This window comes from Siphonobacter curvatus (assembly GCF_002943425.1).
In the GTDB taxonomy this organism is placed as follows: domain Bacteria; phylum Bacteroidota; class Bacteroidia; order Cytophagales; family Spirosomataceae; genus Siphonobacter; species Siphonobacter curvatus.
Genome location: NZ_PTRA01000002.1, coordinates 179,989 through 198,183, shown reverse-complemented (window position 1 = coordinate 198,183; position 18,195 = coordinate 179,989). Strand labels below are relative to the sequence as shown.

Sequence of the window (18,195 nt, the reverse complement as noted above, 5' to 3'; positions counted from 1 at the left end):
TGAGCCTTTCATTGATACACTACGGTTCTTTCCATACTTGTCGCTAACGTCTTTCCCCCAGAGAAAATCCCCTCTGGTGTTAGTAACAGGCTACTGCTTAACCAGAATTACCTGGTCAATTCCTCGGTTTAACCCTCTCCAGGTCATCTGAGTTTGACCGATGGTGGTTTCCAGGGTAAAGTTGTCTAACAATAGGCCTATCTGTTGCAGGTAATATTGTTCTTTTGTGGTAACTGCCGAATAGCCGTCGGGAAAATTATATTCTAATAAGAAAAAAGCCTGCGGTATTTCGTTACTAAAAATCCAATTGGAAGTAGCCCTTAATTCAAACCGGATGGGGTATGTCTTACCGGCAAATTCAATATGCCCTTCGTACTGAGTTGACGTTTGGAAATATTGCACAGTGGATGGGGCCAGCGTAAGCTTGGCGAAATCAGTCAGTACGGTATCTTTTTTGATGCCTATTTCACTATGGAAGGTATCATTCCGAGGTTTGACCTTAAGTTGTTTAATGAGCCATTTTCCTCTAAGCTGAGGCACCAGATCGTTCATGAGTTTTGTACTAACCTGATCCTTGTCGATGTGCGACGTCAGGTAATCGTCGGGAACGACGGGTTTATCATCCTTACAACTCGTAAGCACAAATAGGCTCAATACGCCCCATACCACATAATTTTTCATAGCAAATAGGCATTAACCGATTAAAATGAACCCAGGTATTTTTCGTACTTCCTCCATACTTGGCGTGAGGTATTCGCGTGATTCTTTATTCGCAGAAATACCTTTCAATCAGGCTTGCCCCAATTGACCGACTTTCTCTTTGGTTAGTACGGCACTGGGCTCTGCTCGCCTTTTTTGTTCCATCTTCCACCAGATTACTCCGCTCAACAGGGAAAGGATCAGAAAGAGTACATCGATAAACAGAATATCATACGCCTGTCGATTCAGCGTGTTCCAGAACCAGTTGCTGCGAACCACGCCATCCAATACGGGCAGCAGAAAGCAGGTCACCGCTGCCAGGAAGGTGGATTGCCGATTCACCAGATCCAGATCTTTCCGAATCAGAAAGTAGATGCTTAACACCAACCAGGGGTAAAAGTACCAGTGGTAAATTTCGGGTTGACCCGGTTTGTCCAGAAAGAGCAGGGCGATCATGGCAAAGGCAGTAACCGGCAGCATGCTTAAACTGGAGGAGATATAGACATTGGCCGTCCAGAAATTGAATGCTCTTTTGCGGACGGGGATGTTTTTTTTATCCCGGGCAACCAGCCAGATCATCACGCCTGAATTAATGACCAGACAACCCATGATTCCTAACATAAAATAGATGACCCGCAACGGCCGTCCGCCATAATCACCAAAATGCAGATGGTAGATGAACCCTTTAACGGTATCAATATACGACGGCGTATCCAGGGGCGAATGCTCTGCCATCACTTTCTGATCACGGACGCGGTAAATGAATTCTCCCTGTCCGTTGAGCTGAGCATCCGTATGGGCTTTTCCCTGAATGATCACGTGCATGTTTTCATCGCCGTAATTCCGAATGGCTACCAGACTGATGTCACTCCTCTCCCATTTTTGTTGTACCTGACTTACCAATTGGTTGATGTCAAATGAGGATTGTAAGGGCTTACGAGCGTAGGGAAATTCCTGTTTGACGCCATAATTTAAATCCTTGTAAATCTTCTCTTCGTTACCGTTGTAAAACAATTTTGTGTACGGAATAATCAGGAAAGAATTGAAGATCAGGATCACACCCGTTAAGGCAAAAACGAGCTGATAGGGAAAGCCAATGACGCCGAGTACCGTGTGAAGATCGGTCCAGACGGTCTTCCATTTAGTCCAGGGTCGGAAGGTAAAAAAGTTAGAGACGAGCTTATCCCAATGTAGTAGCAATCCCGTAATCAGGGCAAAAAGGAAAATGAAGGAAACAATTCCCGCCAGCAAGTATCCGAATGGAACGCCCAACCGGAAGGGGAAAACCTGATTCAACTGGGCTAAAAAGTGCAGGCGGTACAGAAATTCGCCCATAGTGTAGGAAGTGGCGTAGTCGGCTTCCTTCTTTTTACTGAAATCATAAGTAAAAAAAGCCGAGTCGCCATCGCCCCTCCGGCCCCGACCGCCGCGTTTGGCCTCCGGTTTTTTCTTAGACTTCAGTTTTTGTACCTCGGGATCGTGGGAAGCGGTCATGGAAACATACGCTCCCGGTACGTTCCGCTGGATGGTAAAATCAACATCCCGACCTTTGAGCGTATGATGACGGGAAAGCGAATCCAGAACGTAGTTGAAATCTTTTTTAATTAGACCTTTCTGGCTCAGGTATGACTCATTCTTTTGCCAGGCTGCCAGGTCGTCCCTGAAAAAAGAGAATGAACCCGCAAAAAACATGACGTACAAAATCGCACAGATGATGATCCCGCTGACGGTGTGCGTGTTAAAGTAGATATTGTATTTCCGGTTATCCATAGCCGTTTTAAATCAAGTAAATACCCGTACATATACCGATCAACACCACATACAGAGCCCAGGTCTTCCACGCTTTGGGAATGAGAAAAGCCACGAGCAAAAGCGTTGCCCAAAGCAGATAGCCGGTAATGAATGAAGTCACGATCACATATTCTTTCGGAATCAATCGGGTCAGGGCGGCGTGAAAGCTGAGGGTAACCAGGTAACCTCCCACGGAGCCTGCCAGTATCTTAGATAGTTTGATCCACGGTGATTGGGTCAGGTATTTTTTGTTAGCAGGCATCGTCAGAGGAATCGTTCAAGGAGTACACAACAAACATAGATGACCGCCACACCCGGCGTGCGGAGGTACTGGAAAGGCTCGATCACTACGGATAGACAACCAACGGCCATCAGCCCCACAACAAAACCCACAAGGCCACTCGCCACGCCCCAAAACCAGATAAAGCCCACGATGGCCAGTAGCCCCAGAAAAGCCCCGACGAGACGAGTCTGGGCTTTGTGCGTGAAGGCATAGCCCATCAAACCGGTAGGAGCCTGCCGTTTATTCGACGCCGATGTAATTTGCCAGAGGTAAAAAGCGATGAACTGAATCAGGTACAAGGTGCTAATCATAAGTCATTCAGGATAATAATTACAAACCAACGAACCGGAAGAGCTTCGCATCTCCCGGTTCGTTTAGTAGCGTATCTTATTTCAGGTACTGGATGGCCGTAATGGATCCACCTTCCACTCGTAGGCCACGGGTAGCGGTTTGCGTACTGGCGTCGATCTTGTAAACGAAGCTGTTTCCGTCTTTCAGGTTCACGCCTACGTAACCCGTTTTCCCGTCTTTGGGCGTGTAGTTGTTGGTAGTCAGATCCGCAATGTCTTCCAGTTTCGGCAGTCCCGTTACGGTTTTGTAGGTTTTATCCACGACGTTCACAATGCCCACTCGCGATCCAGCCGGAAAAGAAGTTTTTTCAGCTTTTGACTGGGAATGCACGATGTAGGTGTTGTTTCCCAAGTACTGCCAGGACGTAATGTTCATCCCTCCACTCGCCGCTTCTACGTCGAAGTAATAGCTGGGATCGAACTCCGTGGTACCGGATTTGATTTTCAAAATCGCCGAAGGTTTGGTCGAAGAAATTTTATTATCCGTTGTTGCGGCTGAAGGAGAGAATCCGTACACATCGCCATTTTCCTGAACGGACAGACCATCCTGGAAGTAGCTACCTATGAAACTCGCCCGATCATCCGTGATTACCTTTTCGAGTTTCATATCCGCGTAGTTGAAAATGGCAATGAACGCCTGGTTCGGATACTTGGTATTGAAACTTCTATCCAGAATGGTTTGATACGGGGCAAACACTTTGGTACCCACTTGTTTCAGCCAGGTAAAATGGGCCAGCTCGCCCAGCTTCGTCATCTCCAGCGTATTAACCGTTCCTTCGGAGGTGATGGTCAGGCTATTGGTATTCACCTTGTACCAGCTAGATGTTGGAGCGGTCAGGTTTCTTGAAATTTTAAACAGCAGTAAGTCATCATTTACCGGTGCAAAGGCCTGTACCGTTTCCGTTTGGAAGTTGGTGAGTTTATTCAGCTTGCCATCCTGGATATTATAAGCGGTTACGGCTCCGGGGTTGCCCTGGCCGTAGAGCATACTAAAAAACTTGCCATTGTGCGTGACATAATAGCGGTAGGTTCCATCCTGCTCTACGCCGTTCCCTTTCGTCGTAATAGTATCAGAATCGAGCGTTTGGGCGGTCAGCAGATAATCGGCCACACCCGTCGTAGCGGCCGGACTAACGGTCAATATAAAGTTACCCGGATTACTCGGACCGGATTCGTTTTTAGAACAGGATGCCAGCATACCTGCTGCCACAGCCAATGCGAGCGTTGATCTCAATTGCATAGAATTAAATTTTAAAGGAATTAAAGAAATAGCGAACGTTGAGGTAAAAGCCACGACCGGGCTTTTGTAAACTGAAGTTGTCGTATAGACGTCTATTGGTAAGGTTTCTTACTTCCAGGCCGATATTGTACCGTCCGTTCTTGAGACTGTAGACGGCATTCATGTCGTGCGTCAACTGCATAGGAATACCGGATTTCGTGATATCGCTAGCAATGCCCCGACTAGGCCAGTATAGCCAGAAAGAATGGACATAGAGCATGTTGTAGCCAATATTGAGGACATTCCCCTTCTGGCCCAGATTGCGTAGGGTGACTGAGGCATCGACATTGCCGAAAAAGAAGGGAATGTTAGGCATTTGATCCTTATAGACCGGACTTTTCACCCAGTTACCATAATTATCCAGTACGTATTCCTGCTGGTTTTGCAAGTACTGATAGGTTAGCGTAGTGCCGAGCGTGAAGAGTTTTTTATAGGAATACCGCACTTCTCCTTCACCGCCGACGGTAAAGACGCCATCGAGGTTATCGAGTACCAGGGCTGACTGATTTTGGTTGAATCTAGAGTAGATGTAGTTATAGGAATATCGGTAAATGGCGTTGGCATTAATCAGGAAGCGATGATCTTCCTTAACAGCGAAACCGTAACTAAGCCCGGCATTTATGTTCTGGCTTTCTTCGGGTTTAAGCGTAAGATTACCCTCTACTAACTCAACATCGCCAAACAGTTCATTCGCCTCGGGTAGTCGATTGGCCCGCTCGTAGGAAGCTTTTAACTGAAGCGTAGGCGTAACGAAATAACTGACAGCCGCCCCAAAGCCCAGCTTATTAAACGAGGATTGTCCGGCGGTGTTTTGATACAGATACTTGCCAAAAATAGATGTGCTCCACTTGTCTTTTTCGTCATAGGTATATCCCAGGCCCAGTACATTTTTGTTGAGGCGGGGCCGTACATCGCCACGGGTAAAACTTGGATTAAACACATCCGATCCCTTCCGATTAAAGGTACTAAACGCATTACTCAGGGCCAGGGCCTGCCGCTCCGATAGTTTGTAATTAACCGTCGCCGTGGCCAGACCATTATTGTTGGAGTATTTCGATAGGCTTCGTCCGCGACCTTCCCCACTTACATTCGGCTTGGAATTACCAAACCAGTCAAACCGGGCCGACAGCGTATCAATGTTTCGCTCCTGACCCAGGTTGTAATTGGCGTTCAGTGTCACGTCCAGCCCCTTGATCAGGTCGGTTTTCCGATACTTCAGGGTGGGCATGACGATGTTACCGCGTCGGTGCCAGCCGCCGAATACCGCTACCATCCGGGCTCCGGTCTGAAACTCTTTGTAATTTTTTCCAAGGGTTATGCCCAAAAGCAGTTGATCCGCGAATTTTTTACCTACCACACCGACATTGGCTACAACCGTTTCATTGTGGTACGTGTCGTGGAAACGTCTCAGGACTGCATTACGCTGGTACGCTCCCGTGTAGATGTCAGCGGCATCCACGGTTACTTTGTAGTTGTTATCCGAATAGTTCTGGAAAGCGTTCAACCGGAAGGTGAATCCCCCTTTGGTCGTAAAAGCGGCGTTTACTACACTACGATGCGTGTTGAAGGAACCATACGAATACGAAGCATCTACATAATTCCGGAATCGGTCCCCCGTAACAATGTTAATCGCTCCACCCAGAGCATCTGAACCCAGCCAGATGGGTACAACTCCTTTGTACACTTCCAGCCGATCCGCGATGTTGATGGGGATGTTGTTGATTTGAAAGGAGGAACCGAAATTGTCCATCGGTACCCCATCAATAAAATAGCGAATCCGATTGCCCGAAAAACCATTCAACGAAAGGTTAAAGTTGGACCCCACACCACCGGACTCCCGCACCCGTACGCCGGATACCCGGTCCAGGGCACTACTCAGATCCAGCGTCGAGTTGTACAACTGCTTGGCATCAATAGCCGTAACATTAAACGCCTGGCGATTCACTTCCTGAACCTCCGTGCGACCCACCACGGTAACCGTATTGAGATCAACCGTACTCTCCTGCAAGGTGACTTCGATGTGACTCTCCTCTTCCGCTTTCAGTTCTACTTTTTTATGTAGCGTTTTGAATCCTATACTACTGAAGACCAGCGTGTAATGCCCTGGGGTAAGATTCGAAAAACGATATTCTCCTCCCTGATTGGAAGTGGTAACCTTGTTCAGTTCAGTAATACGAACAGTAATGGCTGGCAAAGGAGAACCGGTCTGGTTCTGGATAACTCCTCGAATCGAACTTAGACGTTGAGCATGCGAAGAAAGAGCGATGGTGCATAAACACACCAGCAAAAGTTGTCTAAAATACATCGGTAACATGTGACAGTTAAACGCCCCTTTCAGATCGAGCATTTAAGGTAAAGTAGTTTCTATGGGAGAAGGATTCTGACCGCAAATTTATTTTTATTTATACTAAGTCCAAATAATAATAGCAATAAGTTTTGAGTTAGATAGTCTTACTGACGAGAAGCAGCGGGTACGTAACTTGCCTATTGATCTGACTAGCAAGGAAATGAACTTCAATACGGTGAACTTTGAAAAAGCGGGTAGGAAAGAACCGAACCTTGGTAGATTCGAGTGCAAATAGGTATTGGGCTTGCCTTAAACCTTTACCCCTAATCAGTAAATAGAGTTGGAAAGCCAAGTAGATTGTGGAACATCCACTACGGCATCCCGGATGTAAGACAGCATTTGACCCATTCAAAAATAAAGGCAGTAAACGAGTGAGGTAAATCCTCTGCCTCGTTACTGCCTCTACCTGACTGGAAACCCCTGGTCAACAAGGGTCGCGTTTGATTAGGGTTTGTAATACGGGAAATGATGATTGCTCAGATACTAGTAGACTTGCAACACTAGATCGAAAAAACAAAAAAGCGATTTTCCTAGAACGCTTAGTGGGTGCGGGTTGAGATCTTATCGTATCTCTAGTAAATACGATCATGAGTGTACTGGGTAGCTCCGAGACAGAGCCAGAAGAGCTACTCGATGGTACACCCCTATCTGAACGTGAGCTTTAGTAATGCATAACTAATCATTCTATAACTACGAATGGAAGAAGCCAGATCAATATGGTTTTAAAGAGACGTAAGCGAATGACTAGATATGTATTCATAACACATCCCCAGAAGGTAAAAAGTTTGAAAGATGTTTCCGGAAAACTAGCATTTTGAGCAAGAAAAGCCGCACTAAAGAGTACGGTATAAATGCCAGAAACGATGGATAAACCACGTTTCTTTCCGGTAAAGTTACTGATACATCCGTGGTACCAAACCTACGCAACTGTAGCCTTTTTAGAGTAACCTTTACCGTAAGCTTGAAGGGGTATACCCGAAATGTTTTTTAAATGCGTACGAGAAGTGTGATAAGTTTTCAAATCCTGCTTCGTAGCAGACATCAATGGGTTTCTGTTTTTTCTCGGCGAGTTGGTAATGGGCCAGTTCCAGGCGTTTTTGTGTCAGCCATCTCTGAGGCGTCGTATTGAAGGCTTTCCTAAAATCCCGCTTGAATGTCGTTAAGCTTCTACCCGTTAGATAACCAAACTTCTCCAGAGGCATATTAAACTGATAGTTTTGCTCCATAAAACGAATCAGTTCCACTTTGTAGGGATCGTCAAAGTTGGCCAGTACACGGTCAATCGTCGGATCGATGGTCCTCAGAATACTGATTGCTTCGGTAATTTTCAGGGAGGCCAGGCTCGCTGGGAAGGGGTCCTGTAGCTGGAAGTACGGAATCAGAGAAGTCAGACAACTTTCGAGTAAGGGATGATTTGTAAAGCTTTGAATGGTAGGATTGGGATGAATAGTGACATGAACCGACTGATTTCGATAAAAATCCCGCAGGATTGGCGTCGTCAGAAGCATGACAACCGTTTTATGGGGCAAGCCATCTTTGGGATAGTTGATGATAGTAGACGGTTTGTTACGGGGAATCAAGAAAATATCTCCAGCCTTGAAGACATGCGTCGTTTCGGCCTGTATAATTTTGGTTTCACCGGAAATGAACCAGATCAGCATATGTTGATCAAACACGACGTCAGACTTAAAAAATTTGTCTTCGTAACAGGAAAGTTTGATCTCAGGGGTCAAATACGTTGAAAGGTGCTCCATTTGATTCAGCGGTAAGAGGCCAGAAACGTCCGGTTTTAGAAATGACTACGGGAGGCTACGTATTCCCCAGCCTTCCGTACTGATGTTCAATGGATTGGAAAGTCTAATCCCGTTATTGCTTCAGTCCAGGCCCAGAGTCGTTTGGCATTTTCTTTCGTTAGCGAATATAGTTGTACACCTTTACTTCCCGGCCCATCGATAGCTAATTCAGCCACGTCCGCATCTTCACAATAGACGCCTCCCAGTGGGTTGAGCAAAGGACTGGTAGCACACCAGACCGTCGTTGCGGCACCCTGAGGAATCGTTTTTAAGGAAGCCCGTACTTCGGGTAACAGATTACCATCCGCATCACAGAAGCCCATTTGCTGAAATAGCTCCCGGGGTGCTTCCCGGCCCAGTTCCGTACCATGAATGGAACCCGGATGCACCGAGTAAGCTCTGACCTGAAATTCTTTCCCCCGCTCGTCCAGCTCCAAAGCGAACAAATTACTAGCTGTCTTGGATTGACCATACGCCTGTAAAGTTTCGTAAGCCCGATGCGTAAAATTAGGATCGTCGAAATTAAACGGAGCAAACTGATGACCCTGCGATGAAACATTAATCACCCGAGCCCCAACGGCCTTTTTTAGAGCGGGCCAAAGCTGGGCAACCAGTTGAAACTGCCCCAGGTAATTGGTAACGAGTTGAGATTCCAGACCCCGGCTGTCTCTCCGCAAAGGTACCCACATAATGCCCGCGTTGTTAATGAGCAGGTGAAGGGGACGATTCGAAGCCAGAAATGTTTCGGCAAAGGCAGCAATGGAGTCAGTATCGATTAAATCCAGTGCTTCAAGTTCTACATTCGGCATACCCTGAAGGTTTTTCTTGGCTTTATCAATATCCCGGGCCCCTACAATGACCTTTGCCCCAGCAGCGGCCAGTACCCGGGTGGTTTCCAGGCCGATTCCCGTATTCCCACCCGTAACGATGGCAATTTTTCCGGTGAGGTCAATTCCCTGCATGACTTCACTAGCAGTAGATTGGGAGTTGAACCCGGAACCCAGTGGTTTTTGGCATTGGCCTTCGTAATTGGTAGGTGATGTTATAGCTTTCATACTTGTTTCGTTTGATTGAAACAAAGGTATAAGCTGCTTTACGCCTCAACTTTGTTTAAAAGGCCGATTTAACTTTGTTTAAAAGGCCAAAGCAGCTTACGGTCTATGCATCTTTTGTTAACTATGATCAGGTAGCTAGTCTTCTATCACCGCTCTGTATTTCTACCAATGATCCTTAATCGTTTCTACGAATAAACGCATGAAACGAAAAGTCCGGCAGCCGCATTTGCTGTTCATTCCGGGCCGACTCCTCCTGGGCTTTCGTTGCGTAAACCCGCATTTCCTGTTCATACGCAGCAATCGCCGCTGATACACTTTCGTAGTTTTCACTAGTTAAGTTTTCGGCCAATAACAGAGCGTCCATCAAACCCGTATTGACCCCCTGACCCGCAAAGGGCGGCATGAGATGGGCGGCATCGCCGATGAGCGTGATGGGTAAGGGACGATTCGTTTTCCAGGCTTTATCGAGCGGTAACTTCCGCGTCGGTAATGCCCAGTAAACCGAGGTAGCCCGAAATAACTGCTGATAGGGTTCTGCCCAACTTTTGAACTGATCGGCAATCAGTCTCCGCATACTTTCCGTACTGGAAGTATCGCCTTTATTCGGCAGAATGACATTGTACGTCAACACGCCCCGGTTGTTGGGATTGGCCACCAGGGCCTTTCCCGTATAAGCACTCATCAGGATGTTACCCTGACATAATTCATAAAAATTCGGGCATTCAACGGCGGGATTGACCACCTCCCCCTGAATCATCAGCGTTCCCGTCTCTTCCACTTCACGATCCGTTACCCATTTTCTTACCTGAGACATCCCGCCATTCGCTCCAATGATTACATCAGCCGTGGCCTTTAGCCCCTTGTCAAAATGCAGTACCCAACTCCCCTCCGCTACTTCGAGACTAGTACATTTGCGGTCCCACATCACCGTCCCGTCGGCTAAACTATTCAGCAGAATTTCCCGTAGCACATTCCGGTTAATTTCGGGTTGGTTGTACTGGTTTTCGGGCGTAGGTTGTTTTGTGAAGTGTATACGGCCCAGTTCATCCGCCAGCGTCCGTCCCATCGGTACGGCTTTGTCCAGGTAACTTTCCAGCAAACCCGCCTGTTGAAAGACTTTCTGACCCGATTCCCAGTGTAAATCCAGCGTACCACCCCAGATTCGGGCGTTGGCATCTGGGTCCCGTTCGTACACCCTTACATCCACGCCTTTTTGCTGGAGTAATCGGGCCATGGTCAGGCCCACCGGACCCGCACCAATGATCGCTACTTTCTTATCCTTGAGTACCATCTTCTTGTTTGATTAATGATGGTACAAAAGTCGGCGACCTTTCAAAGATAAAATAACTACCTTAGGCCTAAAAACAGTCGTAAACGATCATCCATGAGCCCAGATTCAACCGTACCTAAAATTCTACCTTTACTGGCACAACGACTAAGTACAGTCATTCAGAACCGAATTGTCGTCATTCCGGAGACCTTTGGCAGCGGTACCTGTTCCGGCTATGTTTTCAATGAGCATATCCGGTTACTGATTCTGAATTACGACCTCCGCGAAGATCTGATTGTTAAGAGTCCGGAGGTCATGCCTCCCGGAAAAATGATTCTTTTCAAATTTCAGAACGTCATTCCCGAAACCCAAGGTGCCAATAGACCTTCGGTTTTGATTGCTACCAGCCACATGCAAACCGATGGTGTGGTTCCCATTCACTCCCATCGATCTACCCTCAACATCGAAATAGACGCTCAGTATTTAAAGAGTTTGCTGGATACTTCGCACCTGCCGCCCCTTCTGCAAAGCCTTATCGAAAACACGCAGCCTTTGCTTTTTGAAGAAATGATTTTCCCGTCGCTACAGACCCTAGTGGACGCGATTGTTAGCGAACCCGTCGAAGAAACCTTTAAGCTATTTTTTCTACGAGTCAAGGTAGAAGAGCTGATTTGCCGATTACTGATGGTTTTAAAAAAGCGGGATCAGACGCCGCTGTATGCCCTGAATCCACACGATCTGGAAATCATCTACACGATTCGGGATCAGATGCTTGCCCGACTAGAAACGCCGCCGGTTATTGAAGAATTAGCCCGGCAGGCCCACATGAGTTCCTCCAAATTCAAACGCCTATTCCGGCAGATTTTCGGCGACAGCCTTTTTAGTTATTACCAAACCTTCCGAATTAAAGAAGCGGCCCGCTTGCTGAAAGAAGAAAAGCTATCGGTAGCAGAGGTGGGATACCGGCTGGGCTTTACCAACCTGAGTCATTTCTCCAAGGTGTTTCACGAACACATCGGTACGAAACCGAAACAATACAGTCGTTCCTGAAGATTACCAGAGCAAGAATACTTTCAGATACGTCTTCTAAAAAAATGAGTTACAGTGGGCCTACACTATAACCCAGTCTATCCCATCTATCTATTTCTACCGTTGAGCGTTCAGTAACTTACGGTGCCCGATCCAGCCCAACAGTCCCATAATAGCCAGGTAGCTGATAAACGCCTGCGGAATTTTGCTCCAGCTATAATCATGATACGACTGGGGCGTAAAGGTGGGAATCGCCTCAGCGTCTTTTACCGAAAACGTGCGATAGGTAGATTCATACGTCATTTTCGGGTAATAAAACTGCTGCGTGCGTTTGCGGAACTGATCCACATCGCGGCTAAAGGCGTTAAACTGAAACCAGTGCGTTCCCGACAAAGCGGAAAGCTCTTCCTGCATCATTAGGGCCGGACTAAGCAGTTGAAAAGCTTGGATGGCCGCCTGCTGTTTTTCGATTTGCCCGTACAATTTCCGCTCCGCTACCTCTGCCGCCGCATCTTTAATTTCCTGACTCTTGTAAACGATTACGCCATACCCATACACCATACCGGGCGTGACAATCGAAGCCTGCCGAATCAGAGTCCGGGGACTGCTAAAGACTTCCTTCGTCAGGAGCTGTCCGTCTTTCTCAAAGTACTTGTTGACGGCTTTCCGTTCCTCATTGGTCTGCGAAATCCGGCTGGGAATAGGATATGCCTGACTCAGACCAATCTGTAATACATTAGGAATCAGGATCCCCGTAAATAGCCAAAGGAAAATCAAAACCATGGCATTTACGGTCGAGGTTAGCGAGAAACTGTTCACCAGAAAAGAAAGGACAAACCAGAATCCGAAGTACAACGAAACCAGGGCGAAGGTCCACCACCAGTTCGAAGTGGCTAAAAAGCTGCTGCCCAGCAAAGCCACCATGATGGGAATGACCAGCAACCAGAACAGACCCGTAAAGAGCACGTAACGAATACTAACCCGTAGTTGAATCAAGCGGGCAATGGATTGATTACTGGTTTTGAGCAGTACCCAAGTTCCCTGTTCCTTTTCACTCGATAATACGTTGTACGTAAATACGATAATCAACAGGGGAAACAGGTAGATGACTACGAAGGCAAAATCAAAGTTCCCAATGAACTGGAGCAGACTATTATCAATTTCCCCTTCGTACGTCAGGTACTGCTTCTTGTTGATGTACACTTTGTAATAAAAGGGCTGAATGTCACTTTGCCCCACATTAAGAGCTTGTAAAACAAAGGGTTGCTTAACCGCAAACTTGGGTCCTTCGTTACGGGCGGTGTTATAGGCAAAGGTCGGATCGTCCCAGATAAAGCCGGGGTGAACCATGTGGTTCGCTTCAATCCGGCGGATACGGGTTTTAAGACTATCGAGCATTTCGGCTTCGTGAACCTGAATTTTGCCGATGGTCTGTTCCTGTTTGCGGTACATGCTGTTGCCAATCCAGAGGGCGGAAAGGAGCATCACAAGCATGATGGCAAACAAAGCCACCAGTACTTTATTCCGGGATAATATTTTCAATTCCAGGTTCCAGATGACCCGAACGATGGATAATTTCATGCGTTTACCTCCACTAGCCATGAGAACCTAGACGGTCATTTTTCGATACGAGAAGAACATTAGCAGCACGGATACGAGCGTCCAGCCGAACAAAATAGCAATGGCTGGGGCGGCCGAAGCCAGTCGCCAGCTAATCCCCGGAGCGGTATACGCAAACTGCGGGACAGTTTTCCAGAAATCATTACCGGCAACGGTGTTTTTCTGGTAAAAGTCATCCACGATTACGCCTACTTTCCGGCGGTGCAGCTCCGCTTTCTCCGCAAAATCATTGTGCGTATGCATATCCGTCGCCGTCATCCGCATTGAAAAATCCCGGAAAGCCAGAAAGGGAGACAATACGGACGAGGTTAGCAGGACGGCATTCTGTTTTTTCTCATTCATCTCCACGGCCTCGTACGCCCGATCCATGACTTTGCCATCCGATTCTTCGAAGTGTTCGATGGTGATGGGAATGTAGAAAACGGGTAAGTCTTCGAGCCGGGTTACGCCATATTTCTTCAGAGTCTCTTTTTCCAGAGTGGCCCGTCGTTCATCCTTCGTACCTTCGCCATCCACCCCGTACTCTTTATCATGAAAGGTCGTATTCTCGAATTCCAGCGAAGTAATGGATGGATACATTCGCTTGGAAACCTCACTGGATAACCGGGGAATCAGGAACACACCCAGTAACCAGAAGCCAGACAGGCTTACCAGGGAAAGCGAAGAATTCCGCGTGAGCAGGGATACGGACACGCCGATGACGGTAATCAATAGGCTAAAGACCGTTAAACCCAGCCAGTACAGACCATACGCCCCTAGTATCCGCGGCAAATGGATTGAGTCCGGTCCCAGACTCAACAAACCCAGCGAGGCGATCCCCAGCAATACTAACAGAGCAAAAACCAGAATCAGACAGGCCAGTAACTTACCCATGAAAATCTGTCGCGTCGTGGCTTTTGAGCTTAAGATCATTTTGATGGTCCCATTTTCCCATTCTTTCGAAAAGATATTGTGAGCAATGAGAAAGATGAACAGCGGCAGAATGAACTGGGAGAAATAACCGACATTGAAGAAACCGAAACTCCGGATTCCCGTTGCATCAGTCACTTCCCGAAAGCGTACCACGCCGCGTTTATGCGGTTCGAGGTAAAAGGAATTACCGGTATAATCTTCGATACCGTTGTCGATCATGGCCAGTTCGGCCGTGGGCTTGTAAGCATAGAAGCCAAAATGAGCCCCCAAGTGAGGATTTTTATCGCCCTGCGAGATAAACTGCTGATACGTCACTTTCTGGGATTCCCGCAGCAAGGCACTGTGAGATGCGTAATAGGAATAGCCATTATACAAGGCTAAACCCATCAAGATCAGAACGCCGATGAGCAACCAGAGGACCTTGGCAGTCCGGAAAATCTCCCGAAGTTCTTTTTGAATAACGAGTTGAATCATGCTGGATAAGGGCTTGTCAGGTCAGGGTTTGTATGTTGTTACTCCAAACTGAATCTGGCTTGCGTATGAGGATTCAGCCGATCAGCTTTACACCCGAACCTCTTTTTCTTTTACCAGATCAATGTAAATTCTGGTCAGATCGGCGTGCGATACCTCGTCAGAAATCAGCTCCTGTTTGAGCTTTCCCTCATGCATGATGCCAATGCGGTGACCGAGGTTTTTGGCTATGAGCAAGTCGTGCGTAGCCATGAGCGTACTAACGCCCTGTAAGCTGAGCTGGGTAATGATTTCGGAAAATTCATTGCTCGCGTGCGGATCAAGTCCAGACGTGGGTTCGTCCAGAAAAAGGACCTTTGCTTTTTTTACCAGAGCAATGGCAATACCTACCTTTTGCCGCATCCCTTTGGAGTACGAAGACACCCGTTTATGGAAAGCCGAAGCCTGCAGACCCGCTACTTCCATGAAACGGCCCAGCTCCTGTTTGGTATACTGAAAGCCGGAGAGTCCACTGAAAAACTCCAGGTTTTCCATCCCGGAAAGCGTCGGGTAGAGATTTACGATTTCGGGGATGTAAGCTACCATATCGCGGGTAGCCTGATTATTCACCGAAACTTCTACCCCATCGATGAATGCCTGACCGCTCGTGGCCGGAATGAAACCCAGAAACAGGTTGATCGTGGTTGACTTTCCCGCCCCATTCGAGCCCAGCAGGCAATAGATTTCACCCGCCTGTATTTCCAGGTTCAGGTGATCCAGAGCGGTATGCGAGCCGTAGGCTTTGGTTAGGTTAACTGCTTTTAACATGGGAAAAAGACTAAAGTACGTAATGAATACTCAGGCGGGCATTGATGGGAGCCTGTGGTACCCAATAGTATAACCCACTGCGAAACCAGGGCGTCGCAATCAGGTTTTTATTTAAAATATTATTCACTAAAACATTAACCTTCAAGTGTTTGCGATGCCAGCCAATGCCTCCATCCAGGCGGAAATAATCCGGACTGGAATGCGGGGTCGCCGTAGTATAACGCTCACCACGTCCACCCTGGTACTGATAACCCGCCGATACGGAGAACGAGGAAAGCTTCGAGCCGGGCAGGTGATAATTCAGCCAGGTATTCTGTACGTGCTTCACGTACATGGGTGTACGGGCTCCAATGAGCTGGGGATTGACGTCAGAATCGATTTTCGAATCGTTGTAGGCGTAGTTAATGACGGCGTTCAGGCCCGGCAGTACTTCGCCAACCACGTCGAGTTCAATGCCTTTGGCATGCGTTTTACCCACTTGTAGTCGGTACAAGGCATTGTTGGGGTCGGTAGCGACGATGTTACTGCGGTGAATATGGTACACCGAAAGTGTTGTATTCCAGCGGCCGTCCAGCCAGTCTTTCTTCATACCGATTTCCCGATTGATACCTTCCAACGGACGAATGGCCTCCCCCGTAGCTAGAATCCCAGCTTGCGGAATCAGCGTTTGATCATACAGGGCGTACACCGACCAAGTGGGCTGAATGCTGTAGCTCAACCCCACTCGTGGCGTAAATAGCTGATCTTTCGAGGAAGTCAGTACAGAGGATACGTTATTGTGGGTGTTCACTGAAGTATACCGTCCGCCCAACGTCAATCGCAGCTTCTCTTTCCAGAACGTCAATTCATCCAGGACATACACCGAATAATAATCGATGGATTGCTTGGTATTGCCCTTGGCGAGTCCACCCGGCGTATGGTAATTGGGAATTTCGACCCGGTATTCGGGGGCATCAATAGTCAGCGGGTAATACGTAGGCTGCGTTTTTCCGGCGGCATCCGTGTACGTATCGTAGGTTACGTAACTATCCGCCCGGAACCGCTTCTGGTTGACATCCACACCCGCCAGAATCTGTTGCGTTAAGTCCGTCGTCCAGATTTTCCCGTTGATAAACGCCTGCTGCGAGTACACCTGTGTCCGGGCCAAATCGTATTTGGGATTGCGAAGCAGAATGTTCGGATTGGCCGCATTTACGCCCGTGACCCACATATAAATGCCCTCGTAATCATTTTGCATCAGGGCTCCCCGAGCGGTTAGCGACCAGTTTTTACTGAAAGCATGCGTAAAGGTTAAGAATGCCGTATGGTCGCGAACGTGGTACGGCTTCAGCGTTGGTTCGTGAATGGTGAAATCGCGGGGCAAGGTTGCATACCCCTTCGGTGACATCACAATCGGGCTAAACAATGCATAGCTGAATTGCTGGTAATTGTATTCAGCGGTTAGGGAAGTACGATCACTGATCTGGTATTTCAGCACGGGAGCCACCAACAAGCGGCGATTGAAATCGTATTTGACGAAGGATTGACTCGTCATTCCCATCACATTCAAACGGTACTGAAACTTCTTTTGGGTATCCAGCACGCCATCCACATCCGCAGCTAGCCGGTACAAATTCCAGCTACCCAGCATCGCCGTAGCGGAATACTGCGGCGTACCCGTGGGTTGTTTGGTTAGCACATTGAAGGTGCCGGCGGGGTCGCCAATGTTATTCATGAAGAGCGAAGGGCCTTTCATGAATTCGACCCGATCAATAATGGCGGCGTCTTCGGGAACGGGGCCGCGGTAAATGGGCGTCAGGTCGATTCCATTGCGAAGCGTCGAAATCTGACCGCCCCGCATGAACATGTAGGGTCCCAGATTATTGGAAACTTCCTGTCGAATCACGCCACTGACATTCCGGGTGATCCCGTCGGTCATGTTAAAACTTCCCTGATCATAAATGACCTCCGCACTGATTTCCTGAATATTCTGGGAAAGGTTAATCAGGGGTGTCTGTAGACGCAAGGCACTCGAAACCGTATTCAGATGATACGGCTTGTAATACCGGGAAGTAACCGTCACTTCTTTGAGTCCCTGTGCGGTGGCCGCAACCAGATTTATTTCAATGGGAGTGGTGTTTCCCGTAAGCGAAATTCGCTGGGTTTGGTACCCCACGTGACTCACGGTAATAGATGGCGACGAAGCCGTACTCTGTAGTTCAAAATACCCTTCATCGTTAGATACGGTTCCCTGAGTTGTGCCCGTTAGTTGAATGCTGGCTCCTGCCAGGGGGCGTTGGGGAGACTGAGCTTCTTTAACGCGGCCTTTGATGAAGTGTTGAGCTTGGGAAGAAAAGCAAAATAAGCCTAGGAGGATTACTCCTACTATTCGTAAAGTCATTAATGACAGAATCGAGATAAAATCGAATAATTCATACCGTTCTTGTGGAAATCAAGGTATAAAATTATGAATCAAATCGGAGGACTCCTTCATTTATGCGACTAAGCGT

At 47.7% G+C, this 18,195-nt stretch carries 14 protein-coding genes; 1 reads left to right on the top strand and 13 read right to left on the bottom strand.

Translation table 11 applies throughout. The features are described from left to right. Positions 1-90: 90 nt before the first annotated feature. The 9 genes from C5O19_RS16065 to C5O19_RS16025 all read right to left on the bottom strand — a co-directional run bounded on the left by C5O19_RS16065 (position 91) and on the right by C5O19_RS16025 (position 10,888). Positions 91-681 carry a hypothetical protein gene (locus C5O19_RS16065; RefSeq protein ID WP_104714421.1) on the bottom strand — a complete coding sequence of 197 codons (591 nt, stop codon included), beginning with the start codon at positions 679-681 and terminating at the stop codon, positions 91-93. A gap of 108 nt (positions 682-789) precedes the next feature. Beyond that, positions 790-2,469: a PepSY-associated TM helix domain-containing protein gene (locus C5O19_RS16060; protein ID WP_104714420.1), complete on the bottom strand. Its 1,680-nt coding sequence runs from the start codon at positions 2,467-2,469 to the stop codon at positions 790-792. Between the two features lie 7 nt (positions 2,470-2,476). Then, a complete protein-coding gene (locus C5O19_RS16055) occupies positions 2,477-2,752 on the bottom strand; it encodes a hypothetical protein (RefSeq protein WP_104714419.1) in 276 nt (91 codons plus the stop codon). A gap of 2 nt (positions 2,753-2,754) precedes the next feature. Then, a complete protein-coding gene (locus C5O19_RS16050; protein ID WP_104714418.1) occupies positions 2,755-3,084 on the bottom strand; it encodes a hypothetical protein in 330 nt (109 codons plus the stop codon). A 76-nt stretch (positions 3,085-3,160) separates the two neighbouring features. After that, positions 3,161-4,363 carry a DUF4374 domain-containing protein gene (locus C5O19_RS16045; protein ID WP_104714417.1) on the bottom strand — a complete coding sequence of 401 codons (1,203 nt, stop codon included), beginning with the start codon at positions 4,361-4,363 and terminating at the stop codon, positions 3,161-3,163. Positions 4,364-4,367: 4 nt separating this feature from the next. After that, positions 4,368-6,749, bottom strand: coding sequence for a TonB-dependent receptor (locus C5O19_RS16040; RefSeq protein WP_243406419.1), 2,382 nt, complete (start codon positions 6,747-6,749; stop codon positions 4,368-4,370). A 950-nt stretch (positions 6,750-7,699) separates the two neighbouring features. Further along, entirely contained in the window at positions 7,700-8,503 is an 804-nt protein-coding gene (locus C5O19_RS16035) for a helix-turn-helix domain-containing protein (RefSeq protein ID WP_104714416.1), read from the bottom strand. A gap of 86 nt (positions 8,504-8,589) precedes the next feature. Beyond that, positions 8,590-9,597 (bottom strand): SDR family NAD(P)-dependent oxidoreductase, encoded by a 1,008-nt coding sequence (locus C5O19_RS16030; protein ID WP_104714415.1) that lies wholly within the window; start codon positions 9,595-9,597, stop codon positions 8,590-8,592. A gap of 175 nt (positions 9,598-9,772) precedes the next feature. After that, positions 9,773-10,888: an FAD-dependent oxidoreductase gene (locus C5O19_RS16025; protein WP_104714414.1), complete on the bottom strand. Its 1,116-nt coding sequence runs from the start codon at positions 10,886-10,888 to the stop codon at positions 9,773-9,775. A gap of 93 nt (positions 10,889-10,981) precedes the next feature. On the opposite strand from C5O19_RS16025, the gene C5O19_RS16020 reads away from it, so the two are divergent. Further along, complete coding sequence (locus C5O19_RS16020) at positions 10,982-11,917, top strand: helix-turn-helix domain-containing protein (protein WP_104714413.1); 936 nt, start codon at positions 10,982-10,984, stop codon at positions 11,915-11,917. A gap of 96 nt (positions 11,918-12,013) precedes the next feature. Here C5O19_RS16020 and C5O19_RS16015 read toward each other — a convergent pair whose 3' ends face one another. From C5O19_RS16015 to C5O19_RS16000, 4 genes are all read right to left on the bottom strand, one after another. Then, positions 12,014-13,477: a DUF3526 domain-containing protein gene (locus C5O19_RS16015; RefSeq protein ID WP_165796039.1), complete on the bottom strand. Its 1,464-nt coding sequence runs from the start codon at positions 13,475-13,477 to the stop codon at positions 12,014-12,016. Between the two features lie 27 nt (positions 13,478-13,504). After that, positions 13,505-14,902 (bottom strand): DUF3526 domain-containing protein, encoded by a 1,398-nt coding sequence (locus tag C5O19_RS16010; RefSeq protein ID WP_104714411.1) that lies wholly within the window; start codon positions 14,900-14,902, stop codon positions 13,505-13,507. An 87-nt stretch (positions 14,903-14,989) separates the two neighbouring features. After that, complete coding sequence (locus tag C5O19_RS16005; RefSeq protein ID WP_104714410.1) at positions 14,990-15,706, bottom strand: ABC transporter ATP-binding protein; 717 nt, start codon at positions 15,704-15,706, stop codon at positions 14,990-14,992. Positions 15,707-15,716: 10 nt separating this feature from the next. Beyond that, entirely contained in the window at positions 15,717-18,086 is a 2,370-nt protein-coding gene (locus tag C5O19_RS16000; RefSeq protein ID WP_104714409.1) for a TonB-dependent receptor domain-containing protein, read from the bottom strand. Positions 18,087-18,195 lie beyond the last annotated feature (109 nt).

Coding starts and splice junctions, on each gene's coding strand:
- C5O19_RS16065 (WP_104714421.1), bottom strand. CDS start 681: ATGAAAAATTATGTGGTATGGGGCGTATTGAGCCTATTTGTGCTTACG.
- C5O19_RS16060 (WP_104714420.1), bottom strand. CDS start 2,469: ATGGATAACCGGAAATACAATATCTACTTTAACACGCACACCGTCAGC.
- C5O19_RS16055 (WP_104714419.1), bottom strand. CDS start 2,752: ATGCCTGCTAACAAAAAATACCTGACCCAATCACCGTGGATCAAACTA.
- C5O19_RS16050 (WP_104714418.1), bottom strand. CDS start 3,084: ATGATTAGCACCTTGTACCTGATTCAGTTCATCGCTTTTTACCTCTGG.
- C5O19_RS16045 (WP_104714417.1), bottom strand. CDS start 4,363: ATGCAATTGAGATCAACGCTCGCATTGGCTGTGGCAGCAGGTATGCTG.
- C5O19_RS16040 (WP_243406419.1), bottom strand. CDS start 6,749: ATGCTCGATCTGAAAGGGGCGTTTAACTGTCACATGTTACCGATGTAT.
- C5O19_RS16035 (WP_104714416.1), bottom strand. CDS start 8,503: ATGGAGCACCTTTCAACGTATTTGACCCCTGAGATCAAACTTTCCTGT.
- C5O19_RS16030 (WP_104714415.1), bottom strand. CDS start 9,597: ATGAAAGCTATAACATCACCTACCAATTACGAAGGCCAATGCCAAAAA.
- C5O19_RS16025 (WP_104714414.1), bottom strand. CDS start 10,888: ATGGTACTCAAGGATAAGAAAGTAGCGATCATTGGTGCGGGTCCGGTG.
- C5O19_RS16020 (WP_104714413.1), top strand. CDS start 10,982: ATGAGCCCAGATTCAACCGTACCTAAAATTCTACCTTTACTGGCACAA.
- C5O19_RS16015 (WP_165796039.1), bottom strand. CDS start 13,477: ATGAAATTATCCATCGTTCGGGTCATCTGGAACCTGGAATTGAAAATA.
- C5O19_RS16010 (WP_104714411.1), bottom strand. CDS start 14,902: ATGATTCAACTCGTTATTCAAAAAGAACTTCGGGAGATTTTCCGGACT.
- C5O19_RS16005 (WP_104714410.1), bottom strand. CDS start 15,706: ATGTTAAAAGCAGTTAACCTAACCAAAGCCTACGGCTCGCATACCGCT.
- C5O19_RS16000 (WP_104714409.1), bottom strand. CDS start 18,086: ATGACTTTACGAATAGTAGGAGTAATCCTCCTAGGCTTATTTTGCTTT.